This window comes from Pantoea sp. MT58 (assembly GCF_014495885.1).
GTDB classification, from domain to species: domain Bacteria; phylum Pseudomonadota; class Gammaproteobacteria; order Enterobacterales; family Enterobacteriaceae; genus Pantoea; species Pantoea eucalypti.
Genome location: NZ_CP061083.1, coordinates 1,082,330 through 1,099,283 on the forward strand (window position 1 = coordinate 1,082,330; position 16,954 = coordinate 1,099,283).

Consider the following 16,954-nt stretch of genomic DNA (forward strand, 5'->3'; position numbering starts at 1 on the left):
TATTCTCCCTGCAGTAGAAGCCTGCACTTAACTTCCTTTGTGTCCTGCTTTTATTCGCCGCTTCGATAATCCGTATCCCAAAGCCGCCACTTACTGTAACCGCCTGCCACTCAGGCGTTTCGTGATTCTTACGTCATCAGGAATGTTGTCATGCTCTCACTGAAAGTGTTCAGCCTGTTTTTTGTTGCCGTGCTACTGCTGTCGCTGGGGGCCAGCATTGCGCAGGCGACGCGTCACGGCGAAACCGCACAGACCGGTGGCTGGGCCACTGCCCGGCGGGATTCGTCCGGAATCGCGCCCGATCCGCGTGCGTTATATAACCTGGCTATCGTGCAGGTCTATGCGGCGCCGACCTATGGCTGGAAAGGGCGGGTGGCGGTGCATCCCTGGATCATCTTTAAGCGCGCAGGTGAAACGCGTTTCACCCGCTACGAAGTGATTAGCTGGGGCAGCGGCGACAAAATCCGGCGCAACACCAACCTGCCGGATGGTTACTGGTATGGCGCAAAACCCCGGCTGCTGGTGGAGCATCGCGGACCGGAAGCCGAGGCGATGATTCCGCAGATTGAAGCCGCCATTAAATCCTATCCGTGGCCGACAACTTATCGTGCCTGGCCCGGACCGAACAGCAATACCTTCCTGGCGCATATCGGCCGTGAAGTGCCGGCTTTAAAACTGGATCTGCCCGCCAATGCGCTGGGCAAAGATTACCGGTCACTGTGGCATCCCATCGGGCTGCCGCCATCCGGGCGCGGTTTGCAGGTGTCGATTCTGGGCGTGGCGGGCGTGACGCTGGGCGCGGAAGAGGGACTTGAAGTGAACCTGCTGGGGCTTAATATGGGACTCGATTTTACGCCGTTCCGGCTGCGGTTGCCGTTTATCGGTGGTCTGGGCAATGACAACCTTCAGCAGGACAAACCCTGACAGTCTGGCCCCGTCAGGGGCCATTTTGCGTCAGCACACGCCAAAGTCACCCTCTTCATGATAGAGATTGACGCTCTCTGCCTTCACTTCGATCTCTTTCTTTGCCGCATCATCAACGCGCGCACACCACAGGGTGTCGCCGTCGACGCGCAGTACCTGCATTTTAGGTCCGCCGGTTTTCGACTGAACAAAATCCTCTGCTTTAAACATTCCTGCCTCCGTTGTTGAACATGAGTCCGGCCGGATTCTCGCTGGCGCGGTTTATTTTTTGCGTGACGTTTTCCAGTTTATACCCTGACCGTTTTACTGCCAGAAAAAGTCTGCGCATGCTGAGGCGCATTAAGAAATATTCACCTGGTTGTCAGTTGACAACTCAATCATTCAGCGTCAGGATAGGGACACACATGGCAAGGAAGCGACATCCCAGTAAAGAGATTGAAACGGCGTTACGTTACGCCGAAACCCATGGCTGGCTGGTCGTGACGGGAGGTCATCACGCCTGGGGCAAAATGTACTGCCCGAAAAATCTGTTGATGTGCCGATGTGGGGAGTTTTGTCTGACCTGCATCTGGAGCACACCGAAAAATGCACATCAGCATGCCCAGGCGCTGCGGCGCGTGGTAGATAATTGTCACTATCTGAAGTCCTGAAGCAGCACAAGGAGAGGCATATGGAATATTGTTTTACACTGCGGTTTAGCCTGCCGGAAGGGCATGCGCCGGTGGATGAGTTGCTGGAAACACTGGCAGCAGCAGGCTGTGATGATGCACTGATCGGTCTGGGTATGCCAGGGCGCATTGCACTGGAGTTTACCCGGGAGTCTGACTCTGCCACGGAGGTATTGAGACAGGCAGAAGAGGATGTGCTGCGTGCTATACCGGGTGCCACGCTGGTAGAAGCGGCACCTGATTTTGTGGGATTGACGGATGTGGCCGAGATCATCGGCATGACGCGTCAGAATATGCGTAAGTTAATGCTCAGCCACCGCCCGCCGTTTCCACTGCCGGTGCACGACGGTAAAACCGCCATCTGGCACTTAGCGGACGTGCTGGAGTGGCTGAGCCAGCGCGGCAATTACACGTTGCCTGCGGCGACCCGTGAGCTGGCACAGGTGACGCGCCAGCGCAATCTCAACGGGTCGCTGCAACGTTACGGCCTGCACGCCTGATCAGTGGGGCAGCAGGAAGATCGTCGCCAGTCCCAGGAAGATAAAGAAGCCGCCGGTATCGGTCAGGGCGGTGATCAATACGCTGGAGCCTACGGCCGGATCGCGCTTCATTTTGGTCATTACCAGCGGAACCAGTACACCCATTAGCGCGGCCAGCAGCAGATTCAGCGCCATGGCCAGCATCATGACGCCGCCCAGCGCCATATTGTCATACATCAGCCAGGTAATGCCGCCCATAATGCCGCCCCAGAACAGGCCGTTGATCAGCGCTACGCCCAGTTCACGCACAATCAGAAACGAGAAGTTACCCGGTTCAACCTGATGTAAGGCCAGCGCCCGCACAATCATGGTGATGGTCTGGTTACCGGTGTTGCCGCCAATACCCGCAACAATTGGCATCAGGGTGGCAAGCGCCACGATTTGCGAAATCGTCCCTTCAAACAGCCCGATAACCCGCGAAGCAACAAAGGCGGTACAGAGATTAATGGCCAGCCAGGCCCAGCGTTTGCGTACTGATTTACGCACCGGGGCAAACACATCCTCTTCCTGACTGATGCCGCCCATTTTACGAATGTTACTTTCGTTTTCGGCATTCACCAGGTCGACAATGTCTTCGATGGTCACACGGCCAATCAGTTTGCCCTTCGCGTCGGTGACGGCAGCAGAAATCAGGTTATAACGCTCAAAGGCGCTGGCCGCATCTTCGGCCTTGTCGTTGAGCTGGAAGGTGGTCGGGCGCGCGTTCATAACGTCGCTGACCAGAGTTTTAGGTTTGTTAAGCAGGATATCCGTCAGCAGCAGTTCGCCCAGCAGCTGATTGTCTTTGTTAGTAATAAAGAGTTTATCGGTACCGCCTGGCATGCTTTTACGCTTGCGCAGAAAACGCTGCACCGTTGCCAGCGTGACATCGTCGCGCACCGTCAGGATATTAAAATCCATCACCCGGCCTACGCGGTCGCGGTCGAGCTGCACCATATCGAGCATGCGGGCGCGCAGGGCTGGCTCCACGGTCGCCAGCAGGCGCCCGGTCAGGTCACGCGGCAGATATTGTGCCAGCCAGACCTGATCGTCGATGTCCAGCGGCTGGATAGCGCGCAGGATATCACGGTCGCTCATCTCTTCGGTGAGGCTGGCCCAGACCGTTTCTGAGGCTTCAACCAGCACGTGACCACGCCGCTCATTTGGCACCAGCCGCCACAGCGCCTGACGTTCCTCTTCGGGCAGGGCTTCAAGAATGTCGGCGAGGTCAGCGGCATGAAGCTGCTGAATATCCTGTTCCAGCGCATCACGCTGGGCCGCATTTTCACGTTGCTGTTCAGGGTTGAGATCGCCGGATTTCTCCAGCAGGGAATCAACCAGATCGTGCTCATTGAGCAGCAGCGTCAGAATGCGATGACGTATTTCACTTAAACGTTGAGATTGAGAGGCAGACACATTGGATCCCTTAGTCTGTAAGCACCAGCACGCAGTGTAGCGTTTCGCCTGAAAAAGGGATGCAAAAAAGAGTCCAGTTATCTGGATTCCGTTCAGGTTTCAGTGCAATTCAGGCGAAATATCACTATTCGCTAGCGCGTATCATTTGATGTGACGGTGACAGGCTCAGGAATAGCTTTCTGTTGCTGATGATGCTCGAAGGCAGCAGGCAGGATAAAAATCAGGCGACTAAAGAGAATGATAAAACTGATCAGCAGCACAATGCGGGTCATGGTGCCGGTTTTTTGACGTCTTCGGGGAGAAATAGCGCTGTTCACGCGGGGTGGTTCCTGTAATGAGCCCATCAGAGGGCGACTGCAATATTTAGTCACAGTCGCCTGATGAAATCAATCGCTGTTGAAAAAAACAGCAGATAAAGATCAATAACTCGCTTTTTGCGCCAGTAACGTTGCAAAGCGGCAGGTGATGCGGTTGCCGTTTTCATCTTTACGATGCAGCTGACCGGGATGCTCGTTGTACTTCACGATGTGCCAGTTGCGATAATAGTGGCTGAGCTCACCCGATTTAAACGCAAAAGAGAAATCTGCCGGGCAGGGCATATCGTCCGTGTTCATCGCCGCCACAATCAGGTTGAAACCATCCCTGACCGTGCAGGCCTGCATGTCGGCAATCAGCTGCGGAATGGTCTGCGGCTGCAAAAACATCATTACCACGGTCGACAGCACAACGTTGAAGCCGCCATTGAAGCGTGTGTTGTTCAGATCGTGCTGCTCAGTGTGTATACCCTGAAGGTTTTCCTGCGCAATAATCTCCTGCAGGCGCGCCAGGCTCTGCGGATTGTGATCCCATGCCGTGACGTCAAAACCGTGCTGATTCAGAAACAGCGTATTGCGTCCCACGCCACAGCCAAGATCAAGCGCCTTGCCGACGTTAAGCTGGGGCAGAGCCGCAACCACTTCGGAGTGGGGCGGCGTTAAACCATAGGTGTCGGCAAAATAGTTTTCGCCTGAAAGCGGTGCGGTTGGTTGTGTCATAGTCATCAATTCAGTTAAACGGGCGCGGTGCGCCCGGGTTGTCAGATATCTTCTTCGAGGATCAGCTTCCATCCGGTGACGTCGTTCCAGTAAGCCTGCTCGCGTTCAAGATCGAGCTGAACCAGATTGTTCTGCGCAAAGTAGCCCGCCGGGAAAATCAGCGTCCAGTGGCCATCATCGCATTTCAGGGTTAACGCATCCGGACGCGTGGTAGCCTGGCGCTGATTATTCAGCAGGGTGCCCAGGCGCAGCAGAAAAATCAGCGGCACAAACTGCTTTTTCTTGAACAGCGTTACGCGTGGTAACTCATCAAGCTTCACCGCTTTACGATGGAATCTGACCAGTGCCGCCAGTAGCATCTGCTGATCCTGATTGAACCCCGGCAGGTTGGTGTTTTGCAGAATATAGGCTGAATGACGTTGCAGGCCGCTGTGATTGATAGTCAGGCCCACTTCGTGCAGCATCGCCGCCCATTTTAGCAGTGCAGCCAGTTGCGGATTCGCCAGCTTTGGGTTCTGATCGCGCCATTGCAGATAAAGCTGCTCGGTCGTCTCCAGCACACGTCGAGCCTGATCGCTGTCGATGGCGTAATGGTTAGCCAGACTTTGTGCTGTGCGGCTGCGAATATCCTGATGGCGGAAACGGCCCTCCATCTCATAGAGCACACCTTCACGCAGCGCACCGTCGGAGAGGCGCAGCTCGCGAATCGCCAGCGCATCGAAGACGCCACAGAGAATCGCCAGTCCGGGGACAAACACACCTTTGCGCTCTTCTGAAAGGCCCGGCAGGCTCAGTGCAGAGAAGGATTTATGTTTCATCACTTCGTCATAGAGCTTTTCGAGACGCTCAGGCGTAATCAGCTTCTCTTTTTCATCCATCGCCTGCAGCACTTCGCAGGCAGCTTTGATGGTACCGGATGCGCCCAGCGCATATTGCCAGCCATGCAGACGATATTGCCACGCCAGCGTTTCCAGCTTTTGTGCAGCCGCTAAGCGGGCACGACGGAAGTTTTCACGGCTGATTTCCCCTTTCGGGAAATAGAGCTGGGCGAAACTGACGCAACCCATGCGCCGGCTCTCAACCAGCTGAGGTTCGAAATCCTCACCAATCACCAGCTCAGTGGAGCCACCGCCGATATCGATCACCAGCTTGCGGCCTTTTTCCGGCTGTGTGTGCTCCACACCCATAAAGATCAGACGCGCTTCTTCATGGCCTGAAATCACCTCGATTGGATAGGGGATCACCTCGGCAGCACGCTGCAGGAAGGTTTCGGCGTTGATCGCCTCGCGCAGCGTATGGGTGCCGACAATCGTCACGTTGCTGGGACTGAATCCCTGGAGGCGTTCGGCAAACAGGGCCAGGCAGGCTAAGCCCCGCTCCATCGCCTCTTCGCTGAGGTTGTGTTGAGCATCCAGCCCGTCCGCCAGATGGACGCGCTGTTTAAGGCGGCCCAGTACCTGCATCGCACCATCGACAACCCGCGCAATTACCATATGGAAACTGTTCGAGCCCAGGTCAATCGCCGCAAACTCCTGGGGTTTTGGCGTACTTTTATGAGAAATTGGCATAGGATTTATTCAGGTTGTTCCAGTTTCTTGATGTAATCATAGATGGCCAGCTGCGAGCGCACTTTACGACGATTGCCGCGCTGGACGTAATGGTTACTCAACTCTTTATCGACGATGCGGGCTTTCACCGTATCACTCAACTGAATAGCAATAATGTCGAGTATACGCTGCCGGATGTGGGGATCGAGGATCGCCACAGCCACTTCAATGCGGTAATCGATGTTACGCGTCATCCAGTCAGCGGAGGAGAGGAACACCTTTTTATCGCCGCCATTTTCAAAAATATAGACGCGATCATGTTCCAGATAACGATCAACAATACTGATGACACGAATATTTTCACTGATCCCAGGCAAGTCAGGAATTAATGAGCACATTCCGCGCACCAGAAGATTGACCTTTACCCCTACGCTCGAGGCTGTATAAAGCCGATCAACCAGACCTTTGTCCACCAGATTGTTTATTTTCAGAGTAATGCCGCAGGGCTTATTTTGCTGAGCATTGGCAATTTCGGTGTCGATCAGTTCATACAGCATCCGGCGCGAGTTTTGTGGCGACACCATCAGGTGATCGAACGTCACAGGCCGATAGGGATTCTCAATAAAGTTGAACACCCGACGCACTTCATTGGTGATGCGCGCATCCGCGGTCAGCAATGAGTAATCGGTATAGAGTCGCGCGGTTTTCTCATTAAAGTTGCCGGTACCGATATGCGCGTAGCGCACAATCTCTTCGCCTTCGCGGCGTGAAATCAGGAACAGCTTGGCGTGAATCTTCAGGCCTGGTGCGGAGAAAATGACGTGCACACCCGCTTCAGTCAGGCGTTTCGCCCAGTAAATGTTAGCTTCTTCATCAAAGCGCGCCTGCAGTTCCACCACCACCGTGACTTTTTTACCGTTATAGGCGGCATGGATCATCGCATCCATAATGCGGGAGTGTTTGGCGACGCGGTAGATATTGATTTTGATTGCCAGCACGCTGGGGTCAAACGATGCCTGACGCAGCAGCTCCAGCACATGCTCAAAGGTATGGTATGGATAGTAGAGCAGCACGTCGCGATTACGAATCGCATCAAAGCCGTTGCGGAAGCCATCAAAGCCGATGTGGCGAATCTGCGGCAGCGGGCGGTTAACCAGGTTGTTTTTGCCGACGTTCGGGAAGCCGATAAAGTCTTTGAAGTTGTGGTAGCGGCCGCCCGGCAAAATGGAATCCAGATTAGAGATGGAAAGCTTATGGCACAGCAGCGACACCATGGTGTCGGGCATATCGCGCTGGTAGACAAAACGTACCGGCTCCGCCGTCAGTCGCTGCTTCAGGCTGGAGGACATCAGCTCCAGCAGGCTCGACTCCATCTCCGTGACCAGGTCATACTCGGCGTCACGCGTCATTTTCATTGAATAGGCGTTGAGCGCGTCGTAGTCGTAGAAGCCTTTGAAAATATCATCCAGGCAGTAACGCAAAATGTTATCCAGCAGGATCATCGGTTTACGGCGACGCGGTGGCTCTGCCGGTAAATTAATGAAACGCGGCACTTTGTCAGACGGAATTTCCAGCAGTGCATACTGAATATGGTCACCACGGATAATCTCTACTGCCAGATAGGTGTAGTCGTCTTTGAGGAATTCCGTCAGGTCGGTTTCGTGGGTGATCAGGATCGGCGAGATGTGCTGACGCAGTTCATGTTTGAAGTAGTGGCGCAGCCAGGCCTGCTGATTGGATGAGAGCTGACGTTCGTTGATCAGGAAGATCTGATTACGTGCCATCTCCAGCAGCAGATCGTTATAGAGCGCATCAAACTCCTGATCGGACTTCATCACCCGTTGCTGAATTTTCTTAAACAGATGGCGTGGCGTACTGGCGGAACCCTGCTCTTCACCAATCAGAATGCGGCGTTTGAGGTCGGCGAAACGCACTTTATAGAATTCGTCGAGATTATTGGAGTAGATGCCCAGAAAGCGCATCCGCTCAATCAGTGGATTGCTTTTGTCTGCGGCTTCCTGCAAAACCCGTTCATTAAAGGATAACCAGCTTAATTCTTTTTCAATATAAAGCTTTACCTGACCCATTCTCACTCCATTTAGCGGTTGCAGGACTGAAGATCCAGTATCCACCAACATTATGGCGAGAGTATGGCAGCGTTGTCCAACGCCAGGAGTTGTCTTATCAATCGGCTACGGGCAACATAGCGGCTTATTTCAGGCTGCCACCGGAACCGCATGAGCGCAAACCACATTCCTGTCCAATTCAGCGATCGTAAGCGTCGTGCCGTTGACCGTCTGACGCGACGACTGGTCACCTGCTGTGGCGTAGCGATCCTATTGCTGATGCTGCTGCTATTCTGCTGGTTGATCGGCGTGGTATTACCGCTATTTAATGCGCCTGGCCTGCAAATTGCGGCCAGCCAGCAGCTCTGGGATCGTGCGCCCGCTTTAGCCATGGGCAATCAGGGCAGTGTTGGCTGGCGAATCAGCGCGCGCGGTGCGGCCCGTTTTATTCCGCTGGATGGACAGCCTGCGGAACCGGCGCTGACCCTGACTCCCGCTCCCGATGACGCCGTGCAGAGTGCCGATGGGCAAACACTGTTGCTGAATATGCAGGGCGCGCTAACACTGATGCAGCCGAAAGCCGACCAGCAATGGCGTTTTCCATTGGGTGACAAACCGTTCCATCTGCCTGATGGCGCGGTGACGAAGATGGCGCTGGCGACGCGTCATGCGGGCCAGTGGCGCATTGCTGCTCTCACCGAGGCCGGACTCCGGGTGCTGACGCTGGGCACCGATCGTCAGGCATCCATTATCCCGCTTCCGCAACGTCAGCTGGATCTGCTGGCACTCTCGCCATCCGGCGATCTGCTCTACACCACTGAAGGCAATCTGCTGCGGGTCTGGCAACTTGATGATGATCGGGCACTGTTGCGCGAAACCCACATGCTGCCGCAGCCTCCGCAAAGTTTGCATCTGCTGGTGGGGGGGAAAAGCCTGCTGATCCAGGATAATCGCGGTGTCACCCAGTGGTTTGCGATTGCCAGCGATCAGGGGCCACGGCTGCAGCAAATCCGGACCTTTGCCGACAGCGACGGCGAGACGATTCTGGTGACGGAATCTCAACGTCGCGTGTTTGCGACCCTCAGTAAACAGGGGACGCTTCGGCTGTTCGCCAGCAAGCAGCGTGGCCCGATACTGCAGCGTCAGCTGGCGCCGGGCATTGTGCAGGCGCAGTTCTCTCCCCACGGCGACAGCCTGCTGATTGAGCGGCCGGGCAGCTGGCAGACACTGCGGCTTGATAATCCGTGGCCGGATGTCACCTGGCGCAATTTCTGGCAAAAAATCTGGTATGAAAACTACCCTGGACCCGACTGGGTCTGGCAATCGACTGCGGCCGGCGATAACTATCAGGCCAAATTCAGCCTGATGCCGATGGTCTCGGGAACGCTGAAAGCGGCCAGTTTAGCACTGCTGTTTGCGACACCGCTGGCGCTGGCGGCGGCGATGTACACCGCATGGTTTATGGCGCCAGGCCTGCGGCGCTGGGTTAAACCGGCCATTGAGATGATGGGTGCGCTGCCGAGCGTGGTGGTGGGGCTGATTGCCGGGATTTGGCTCGCGCCGCATATTGGTCAGGCGCTGGTGGGTGTGCTGCTGCTGCCGCTGACCCTGGCAGGCGCGCTGCTGTTGTGCGGCGTATTCAGTGCGCGTTTACCACCACGCTGGCGTCAGCCGGGCCGTGAGGTCATGGTTCTGCTGCCGCTGTTGCTGCTGGTCACGCTGCTGACGCTGTGGCTGCCCACACTGTTTATACCGGATGCCGGTGACTGGCTCCCGCATTACGAGCAGCGCAATCTGCTGGTGGCTGCGCTGGCGATGGGCTTCGCGCTGGTGCCGCTGATTTTCACCCTCTCGGAAGATGCGCTGTTTAGCGTGCCTGCTGCACTGGGGCAGGGCTCGCTGGCACTGGGGGCGACGCCCTGGCAGACACTGACCCGCGTCGTGCTGCCGGGTGCGTCCGCCGGTATTTTTGCCGCCCTGATGATCGGTCTGGGACGCGCCGTAGGAGAAACCATGATTTTGCTGATGGCGACCGGCAATACGCCGCAAAGTGAAGGTGGCCTGTTCAGCGGGCTGCGCGCGCTCTCTGCAAACATCGCCATTGAGATGCCGGAAGCGGCAGCGGGCAGTGCCCACTATCGCGTGCTGTTTCTCAGCGCACTGATGCTGTTGCTGTTTACGCTGGTGATTAACACGGTTGCCGAGCTGATCCGTCAGCGACTGCGTCAGCGCTACAGCCAGCACGAGGAGCAGGCATGAAAGCGATGCGACAGAATGACCGCTGGCGCTGGTTAACCGCCGGTGCCGTCGCCGTCTGCCTGCTGGCTTTTACGCTGCTGATTGGGCTACTGGCGTGGCAGGGCGTTCGCGCTTTCTGGCCGCAGCGCGTTGACCTTTATACGTTCAGTCAGCCTGAGGGCGGCGAAACACGTCTGCTGGGCGAAACGCTGGAACATCAGCGACGTTTTCCGGCCCCGGCCGATGAGCAGGGTAACAGCGGCGGTCAGGTGAATCGCTATCTGATCAAAACCGGTAACCGTGACTGGGACGCACCCGATTTCCGCGTCGTCTACAGTCGCACGGCAGCGAAGGTCAGCCAGCCAGCAGAAATCATGGTGCTGCAACGCCGCAGTCACGGCCAGGCTTATGGCTGGTTTGTTGGCCTGCGTGAAGATAATGAAGAGTTAACTGCGCAGGATCCCGATGCGCTGCTGAATCAGCGGCTCGGACAGGTGCAGATGCTGGTGCGGCAGGCTAACCAGATTCGCCGGGTCGGGATGGCGCGCATCAACAGCCAGCGTGAGGAGCTTGATGAGCAGGCGGCCACAAACCGTGCTGCCGGCCACTTTGATCTGCAGGCCGAATCGGAATATCAGGCCAATCAGGCTGCCTTACAGCGCCGCTTCAATCAACTGAGTGAGACACTGGCTTCTCTGCAACTGCAGAGTCAGCGCGATGTGTTAGTTCTGCGGGATGTGCAGGGTACCGAGCATGCGATCCCGCTGACCGAAATCGTCGACAGCTGGAAACCTAATGCGATGACGCTGACCGGCAAAACCGGACATTTTTTGCATCAGCTATGGCGTTTCGTCAGTGACACACCCGCCGAGGGTGAAAGTGAATCCGGGGCGTTTCCGGCGATATTTGGCACCGTGCTGATGGTGTTGCTGATGTCGGTGGTGGTGATGCCGCTGGGCGTCATCGCCGCCATCTGGCTGCACGAATATGCCGGACGCAATGCGCTGACCAGGCTGGTGCGTATCGCAGTGGTTAATCTGGCGGGCGTCCCTTCAATCGTTTATGGCGTATTTGGTCTGGGCTTCTTTGTCTGGCTGGTGGGCGGCACCCTTGACCAGCTCTTCTTCGCCAGCGCGCTGCCGAATCCCACTTTTGGCACGCCGGGTTTGCTGTGGGCCTCACTGACGCTCGCCTTGCTGACGCTGCCGGTGGTGATTGTGGCGACTGAAGAAGGCTTATCCCGTATTCCCAACAGCCTGCGTCAGGGTTCGCTGGCGCTGGGCGCGACCCAGGCGGAAACGCTGTGGAACGTAGTGTTACCGATGGCGGTGCCGGCCATGTTGACCGGCCTGATTCTGGCGGTAGCGCGTGCTGCTGGTGAAACCGCACCGCTGATGCTGGTGGGGGTAGTAAAAATGGTACCGGAACTGCCGGTCGACGCAGTGTTTCCTTATCTGCATCTGGATCGCAAGTTTATGCATCTGGGCTTCCAGATTTACGATCTGGCGTTTCAGAGTCCGAATATTGAAGCTGACCGGCCGCTGGTGTTTGCCACCGCGCTATTGCTGGTGCTGATTATTCTGTCGCTTAATCTGCTGGCGATGGGCCTGCGCCACCGTCTGCGTGAACGCTATCGTCTTATGACTCAATAACAGGCTATGACTATGACGTCCGACACGGATATCGCGCTGACCGTTAACCATCTGTCGCTGTGGTATGGCGAGCGCCAGGCGCTGCAGGATATTTCTCTGCAGGTGCCGAAAAACAGGATTACTGCGCTGATTGGCCCCTCAGGCTGTGGCAAGTCGACGCTGCTGCGCTGCTTTAATCGTATGAACGACGTGATTGATCACTGCCGGGTAGAGGGCGACGTGCTGCTGGATTCACTGCCGATCCTGCAACCCGGACAGGATCTCTCTGCGCTGCGCCGTCGGGTCGGTATGGTGTTTCAGCGGCCCAATCCTTTTCCAAAGTCGATCTATGAAAATGTGGTCTATGGGCTGCGTTTACAGGGTGTGCGCGATCGGCGGGTATTGAACGAAGCCTGTGAACGGGCACTGCGCGCGGCGGCGCTGTGGAGTGAGGTCAAAGATCAGCTGTCACAGAATGCGCTGACGCTTTCGACCGGACAGCAGCAGCGGCTGGTGATTGCCCGCGCCATTGCGATTGAGCCGGAAGTGCTGCTGCTGGATGAGCCGACCTCCGCGCTGGATCCGATCTCTACGCTGGTGATTGAAGAGTTGATGACCACACTGAAGCAGCATTTCACGCTGGTGCTGGTGACGCACAACATGCAGCAGGCGTCGCGCGTGTCAGATTACACAGCGTTTATGCATCAGGGCGCGTTAGTGGAGTTTGATGAGACCGACCGGATTTTCACCGCGCCGAAACAGCGACGGACTGAAGATTATATTACGGGGCGCTACGGCTGAAGAAGGGGAAAAGCAGGCTTTCGTGAGGTGGGAATGAAGCACCCGCCCCGTCGCTTTGATTTTTTCAGCCGTCTGTGAGAAACCCCTGACGGCTTCCAGTGCATCAGTCGTTAGCATAGCCCTGCGGCGGCAGCGGTTCGCCATCCAGCCAGGCTTTGCCGTCTCGCATTTCCAGCCGACCCTCAACAAACCAGCTGATCACCAGCGGATAGATAGCGTGTTCCTGGTGCTGCACCCGCTCCGTAATCTCCGCTTCACTGTCGCCAGGAAAGACCGGCACTTTGGCCTGCAGGATCACCGGTCCGCCATCCAGTTCGTCCGTCACGAAATGCACGGAAGTGCCATGTTCGCTGTCGCCATTTTCCAGCGCCTGACGATGCGTATGCAGACCCGGATATTTCGGCAGCAGAGAAGGGTGGATATTCAGCAGGCGATTATGAAAATGCGCCACAAAAGCGCTGCTGAGAATGCGCATATAACCGGCCAGCACAATCAGGTCTGGACGGTATGCGTCGATTTCAGTGATGAGCTGACGATCAAAGGCTTCGCGGTCAGCGAAGTCACTGGCGGCAAGCGCATGGGCGGGAATGCCCGCCTGCTGCGCCCGCGTCAGGCCATAAGCGGCGGCACGGTTGCTGAACACGGCAGCGACGCTGCCGTGAATCTGCCCGCTTTCACAGGCGTCAAGGATGGACTGAAGGTTACTTCCGTTGCCGGAAATCAGTACAACCAGCTTTTTCATCCGTTAATAACCACACGCTCTTCAGCATCCGACGCTTTAATCACGCCGAGCTTCCAGGCTTTCTCGCCTGCGGCCTGCATCAGCGCAATCGCCTTGTCCGCCTCTGCCGGGCTCAGGGCAATGATCATGCCGACGCCGCAGTTAAAGGTGCGGTACATCTCGAAACGGCTGACGTTGCCCGCCTGCTGTAACCAGCTGAATACCGCCGGCCATTCCCAGCTCTTCTCGTCGATCACGGCCTGAGTATTGTCAGGCAGTACGCGCGGAATATTCTCCCAGAAGCCGCCGCCGGTCAGGTGCGCAATAGCGTGTACATCGACCTGCTCAATCAGGCTCAGGATATTTTTCACGTAGATGCGGGTCGGTTCCAGCAGATGATCAGCCAGCGGTTTGCCTTCCAGCGGTTCAGCCAGTGGATCCGTGTTGCTGACTTCCAGAATTTTGCGCACCAGCGAATAGCCATTGGAGTGCGGGCCGCTTGATCCGAGGGCGATCAGTACGTCACCATCCTGCACCTTGCTGCCATCAATGATTTCTGACTTTTCCACCACGCCGACACAAAAACCCGCCACGTCGTAATCTTCGCCGTGATACATGCCTGGCATCTCAGCAGTTTCACCGCCTACCAGCGCACAACCTGACTGCAGACACCCTTCGGCGATGCCGGTGATCACCGCAGAGGCGGTTTCCACATCCAGTTTGCCGGTGGCGTAGTAGTCGAGGAAGAAGAGCGGCTCAGCGCCCTGTACCACCAGGTCGTTAACGCACATCGCGACCAGGTCAACACCAATGGCATCGTGGCGTTTGAGATCCATCGCCAGGCGCAGCTTGGTGCCGACGCCATCGGTGCCGGAGACCAGCACCGGTTCACGGTATTTTTGCGGCAGCGCGCAAAGCGCACCAAAACCGCCCAGTCCACCCATCACTTCCGGGCGACGCGTCTTTTTCACTACGCCTTTAATACGGTCAACCAGAGCGTTACCAGCATCAATATCAACACCGGCGTCTTTGTAACTGAGAGAGGTTTTGTCGGTCACTGCGAGGTCCCCACGCGAATTGCGGTTGGTGGTTAAAATAAAGCGCGGCAATTCTATCAGTGCAGGCAAACGTTTGCGAGTCCGGGATTGCGCATCGGGCGATTTTCATTAATCCTCTATTTGTTCCGGTAAAAGCCGCGGCTTTGCGCAAGAGCAGGTGGCGCAGGGCGCAAAAGGCGGTATAATCCCGCGATTTTTTTTTAGCTCAACTCATTCCGGGAGAACACCAATGAAGATCGTGGAAGTCAGACACCCGCTGGTCAAACATAAACTGGGCCTGATGCGTGAGCATGATATCAGCACAAAGCGTTTTCGCGAGCTGGCCTCTGAAGTGGGCAGCCTGCTGACCTACGAAGCGACCGCCGATCTGGAAACAGAGCGCGTCACCATTGAGGGCTGGAATGGCCCGGTAGAGATCGACCAGATCAAAGGCAAAAAAATCACGGTGGTCCCGATTCTGCGTGCCGGCCTGGGCATGATGGAAGGGGTGCTGGAGCACGTTCCCAGCGCCCGTATCAGCGTGGTGGGTGTTTACCGTGATGAAGAAACCCTGGAGCCGGTTCCCTACTTCCAGAAGCTGGTCTCTAACATTGAAGAGCGCCTGGCGCTGGTGGTTGACCCGATGCTGGCGACTGGCGGTTCCATGATCGCCACCGTCGATCTGCTGAAGAAAGCGGGCTGCACCAGCATCAAAGTGCTGGTTCTGGTTGCCGCACCAGAAGGGATTGCCGCACTGGAGAAAGCGCATCCTGACGTCGAGCTTTACACCGCGTCAGTGGACCAGGGACTGAATGAAAAGGGTTACATCATTCCCGGGCTCGGCGATGCCGGGGACAAAATTTTCGGAACCAAATAAAACGCACAGCCGACCAGAGAGTCGGCTTTTTTTTGGCAAAAAACACCCCACGGATTCGGCCTGCCGCAAGGCGCACCGGCGTGCCTGCTGCTGTGCCTGAGGCCCGAATCGTCGGGGAAAAAATAAGGGGATAAATGATGACTCGTCGCGCCATTGGCGTCAGTGAACGACCGCCGTTACTGCAAACCATTCCACTCAGCCTGCAACACCTGTTTGCCATGTTTGGTGCCACGGTACTGGTACCCATTCTGTTTCACATCAACCCGGCGACAGTGCTGTTGTTTAACGGGGTCGGCACACTGATTTATCTCTTTATCTGTAAAGGCAAAATTCCCGCCTATCTGGGTTCGAGCTTTGCTTTTATCTCGCCGGTACTGCTATTGCTGCCGCTGGGTTATGAGGTCGCACTGGGCGGGTTTATTCTCTGCGGCGTGCTGTTTTGCATCGTGGCGCTGATTGTCAAACGCGCCGGAACCGGCTGGCTCGATGTGATGTTCCCTCCGGCGGCGATGGGTGCAATTGTCGCTGTCATCGGTCTGGAGCTGGCGGGTGTGGCCGCGAATATGGCGGGCCTGCTGCCAGCTGAAGGCAGTGCGCCCGACAGTAAAACTGTGCTGATCTCGCTGGTCACGCTGGCGGTAACCGTATTCGGTTCGGTGCTGTTCCGTGGCTTCCTGGCTATCATCCCAATTCTGGTCGGGGTCGTGGCGGGTTATCTGCTTTCCGCGTTTATGGGCATCGTGGACTGGAGCGGCGTGGTCAAAGCGCCCTGGTTTGCACTGCCGACCTTTTATACGCCGCGCTTTGAGTGGGTGGCGATGCTGACGATTCTGCCTGCGGCGCTGGTGGTCATTGCCGAGCATATCGGTCATCTGGTAGTCACCGCCAATATCGTGAAGAAAGATCTGATTCGCGACCCCGGCCTGCATCGTTCGATGTTCGCCAACGGTTTATCGACCGTCATCTCCGGCTTCTTTGGTTCCACACCCAACACCACCTACGGTGAAAACATCGGTGTGATGGCGATTACCCGCGTCTACAGCACGTGGGTGATTGGCGGCGCGGCGATTCTGGCGATTCTGCTCTCCTGCGTTGGCAAACTGGCGGCGGTGATCCAGGCGATCCCGGTTCCGGTTATGGGCGGTGTGTCGCTGCTGCTGTATGGGGTCATTGGCGCCTCCGGTATCCGGGTGTTGATCGAATCCAAAGTCGATTACAACAAAGCGCAGAATCTGATCCTCACCTCGGTGATCCTGATCATCGGGGTCAGCGGGGCGAAATTGCATATCGGCGCAGCGGAGCTGAAAGGCATGGCGCTGGCGACGATCGTCGGTGTCGGACTGGCATTGATCTTCCGGGTTATCTCGCTGCTCAGACCTGAAGAAGTGGTGCTGGAGGCTGAAGAACCGCGCGAGCAGTGATCGCCGCGAGCCTGACAGGATCCGGGGCAGGGACGCCCCATTCATCTCTTTCTGA

General features: G+C 56.5%; 16 protein-coding genes. 8 read left to right on the forward strand and 8 right to left on the reverse strand.

Annotated elements, in window-relative coordinates:
• Positions 1-150 precede the first annotated feature (150 nt).
• Complete coding sequence (locus IAI47_RS05115; RefSeq protein ID WP_003848719.1) at positions 151-924, forward strand: DUF3750 domain-containing protein; 774 nt, start codon at positions 151-153, stop codon at positions 922-924.
• A 30-nt stretch (positions 925-954) separates the two neighbouring features.
• Here the strand turns inward: IAI47_RS05115 and IAI47_RS05120 are convergent, their stop codons facing one another.
• The gene (locus IAI47_RS05120) at positions 955-1,134 is read right to left on the reverse strand and encodes a hypothetical protein (RefSeq protein WP_003848720.1); all 180 of its coding nucleotides are present in this window, start codon (positions 1,132-1,134) and stop codon (positions 955-957) included.
• Between the two features lie 194 nt (positions 1,135-1,328).
• On the opposite strand from IAI47_RS05120, the gene IAI47_RS05125 reads away from it, so the two are divergent.
• A complete protein-coding gene (locus IAI47_RS05125; protein WP_003848722.1) occupies positions 1,329-1,574 on the forward strand; it encodes a hypothetical protein in 246 nt (81 codons plus the stop codon).
• A 20-nt stretch (positions 1,575-1,594) separates the two neighbouring features.
• The gene (locus IAI47_RS05130; protein ID WP_003848724.1) at positions 1,595-2,092 is read left to right on the forward strand and encodes an AlpA family transcriptional regulator; all 498 of its coding nucleotides are present in this window, start codon (positions 1,595-1,597) and stop codon (positions 2,090-2,092) included.
• On the opposite strand, the gene mgtE is transcribed toward IAI47_RS05130, so the two are convergent.
• The 5 genes from mgtE to ppk1 form a co-directional block, all read right to left on the reverse strand.
• Positions 2,093-3,526 carry a magnesium transporter gene (gene mgtE / locus IAI47_RS05135; RefSeq protein WP_008926560.1) on the reverse strand — a complete coding sequence of 478 codons (1,434 nt, stop codon included), beginning with the start codon at positions 3,524-3,526 and terminating at the stop codon, positions 2,093-2,095.
• A 131-nt stretch (positions 3,527-3,657) separates the two neighbouring features.
• On the reverse strand, positions 3,658-3,843 hold the full coding sequence (locus tag IAI47_RS05140; RefSeq protein ID WP_003848728.1) for a YfgG family protein: 186 nt from the start codon (positions 3,841-3,843) through the stop codon (positions 3,658-3,660).
• Positions 3,844-3,945: 102 nt separating this feature from the next.
• Complete coding sequence (gene tehB, locus IAI47_RS05145) at positions 3,946-4,560, reverse strand: tellurite resistance methyltransferase TehB (RefSeq protein ID WP_008926558.1); 615 nt, start codon at positions 4,558-4,560, stop codon at positions 3,946-3,948.
• A 41-nt stretch (positions 4,561-4,601) separates the two neighbouring features.
• The gene (gene ppx / locus IAI47_RS05150) at positions 4,602-6,128 is read right to left on the reverse strand and encodes an exopolyphosphatase (RefSeq protein ID WP_003848733.1); all 1,527 of its coding nucleotides are present in this window, start codon (positions 6,126-6,128) and stop codon (positions 4,602-4,604) included.
• Positions 6,129-6,133: 5 nt separating this feature from the next.
• Positions 6,134-8,194, reverse strand: coding sequence for a polyphosphate kinase 1 (ppk1, locus tag IAI47_RS05155; protein ID WP_003848735.1), 2,061 nt, complete (start codon positions 8,192-8,194; stop codon positions 6,134-6,136).
• Positions 8,195-8,344: 150 nt separating this feature from the next.
• Between ppk1 and IAI47_RS05160 the strand changes: the two genes are divergently transcribed.
• Genes IAI47_RS05160 through pstB form a run of 3 tightly spaced genes read left to right on the forward strand, consistent with a single transcriptional unit; the run spans position 8,345 to position 12,843 of the window.
• Positions 8,345-10,432, forward strand: a complete 2,088-nt coding sequence (locus tag IAI47_RS05160; protein ID WP_003848737.1) for an ABC transporter permease subunit — start codon at positions 8,345-8,347, stop codon at positions 10,430-10,432.
• Positions 10,429-12,063 (forward strand): phosphate ABC transporter permease PstA, encoded by a 1,635-nt coding sequence (gene pstA, locus IAI47_RS05165; protein WP_008926557.1) that lies wholly within the window; start codon positions 10,429-10,431, stop codon positions 12,061-12,063. The genes IAI47_RS05160 and pstA overlap by 4 nt, the downstream gene beginning before the upstream one ends.
• A 12-nt stretch (positions 12,064-12,075) precedes the next feature.
• On the forward strand, positions 12,076-12,843 hold the full coding sequence (pstB, locus tag IAI47_RS05170) for a phosphate ABC transporter ATP-binding protein PstB (protein ID WP_003848740.1): 768 nt from the start codon (positions 12,076-12,078) through the stop codon (positions 12,841-12,843).
• Positions 12,844-12,946: 103 nt separating this feature from the next.
• Here the strand turns inward: pstB and purN are convergent, their stop codons facing one another.
• A complete protein-coding gene (gene purN, locus IAI47_RS05175; RefSeq protein ID WP_008926556.1) occupies positions 12,947-13,585 on the reverse strand; it encodes a phosphoribosylglycinamide formyltransferase in 639 nt (212 codons plus the stop codon).
• On the reverse strand, positions 13,582-14,622 hold the full coding sequence (purM, locus tag IAI47_RS05180) for a phosphoribosylformylglycinamidine cyclo-ligase (protein ID WP_008926555.1): 1,041 nt from the start codon (positions 14,620-14,622) through the stop codon (positions 13,582-13,584). The genes purN and purM overlap by 4 nt, the downstream gene beginning before the upstream one ends.
• Positions 14,623-14,851: 229 nt before the next feature.
• On the opposite strand from purM, the gene upp reads away from it, so the two are divergent.
• Together upp and uraA are read left to right on the forward strand one after the other, a co-directional pair.
• A complete protein-coding gene (gene upp / locus IAI47_RS05185) occupies positions 14,852-15,478 on the forward strand; it encodes a uracil phosphoribosyltransferase (RefSeq protein WP_003848753.1) in 627 nt (208 codons plus the stop codon).
• Positions 15,479-15,615: 137 nt separating this feature from the next.
• Complete coding sequence (gene uraA / locus IAI47_RS05190; protein WP_008926554.1) at positions 15,616-16,899, forward strand: uracil permease; 1,284 nt, start codon at positions 15,616-15,618, stop codon at positions 16,897-16,899.
• Positions 16,900-16,954 lie beyond the last annotated feature (55 nt).

Coding starts and splice junctions, on each gene's coding strand:
- IAI47_RS05115 (WP_003848719.1), top strand. CDS start 151: ATGCTCTCACTGAAAGTGTTCAGCCTGTTTTTTGTTGCCGTGCTACTG.
- IAI47_RS05120 (WP_003848720.1), bottom strand. CDS start 1,134: ATGTTTAAAGCAGAGGATTTTGTTCAGTCGAAAACCGGCGGACCTAAA.
- IAI47_RS05125 (WP_003848722.1), top strand. CDS start 1,329: ATGGCAAGGAAGCGACATCCCAGTAAAGAGATTGAAACGGCGTTACGT.
- IAI47_RS05130 (WP_003848724.1), top strand. CDS start 1,595: ATGGAATATTGTTTTACACTGCGGTTTAGCCTGCCGGAAGGGCATGCG.
- tehB (WP_008926558.1), bottom strand. CDS start 4,560: ATGACACAACCAACCGCACCGCTTTCAGGCGAAAACTATTTTGCCGAC.
- ppx (WP_003848733.1), bottom strand. CDS start 6,128: ATGCCAATTTCTCATAAAAGTACGCCAAAACCCCAGGAGTTTGCGGCG.
- ppk1 (WP_003848735.1), bottom strand. CDS start 8,194: ATGGGTCAGGTAAAGCTTTATATTGAAAAAGAATTAAGCTGGTTATCC.
- IAI47_RS05160 (WP_003848737.1), top strand. CDS start 8,345: ATGAGCGCAAACCACATTCCTGTCCAATTCAGCGATCGTAAGCGTCGT.
- pstA (WP_008926557.1), top strand. CDS start 10,429: ATGAAAGCGATGCGACAGAATGACCGCTGGCGCTGGTTAACCGCCGGT.
- pstB (WP_003848740.1), top strand. CDS start 12,076: ATGACGTCCGACACGGATATCGCGCTGACCGTTAACCATCTGTCGCTG.
- purN (WP_008926556.1), bottom strand. CDS start 13,585: ATGAAAAAGCTGGTTGTACTGATTTCCGGCAACGGAAGTAACCTTCAG.
- upp (WP_003848753.1), top strand. CDS start 14,852: ATGAAGATCGTGGAAGTCAGACACCCGCTGGTCAAACATAAACTGGGC.
- uraA (WP_008926554.1), top strand. CDS start 15,616: ATGACTCGTCGCGCCATTGGCGTCAGTGAACGACCGCCGTTACTGCAA.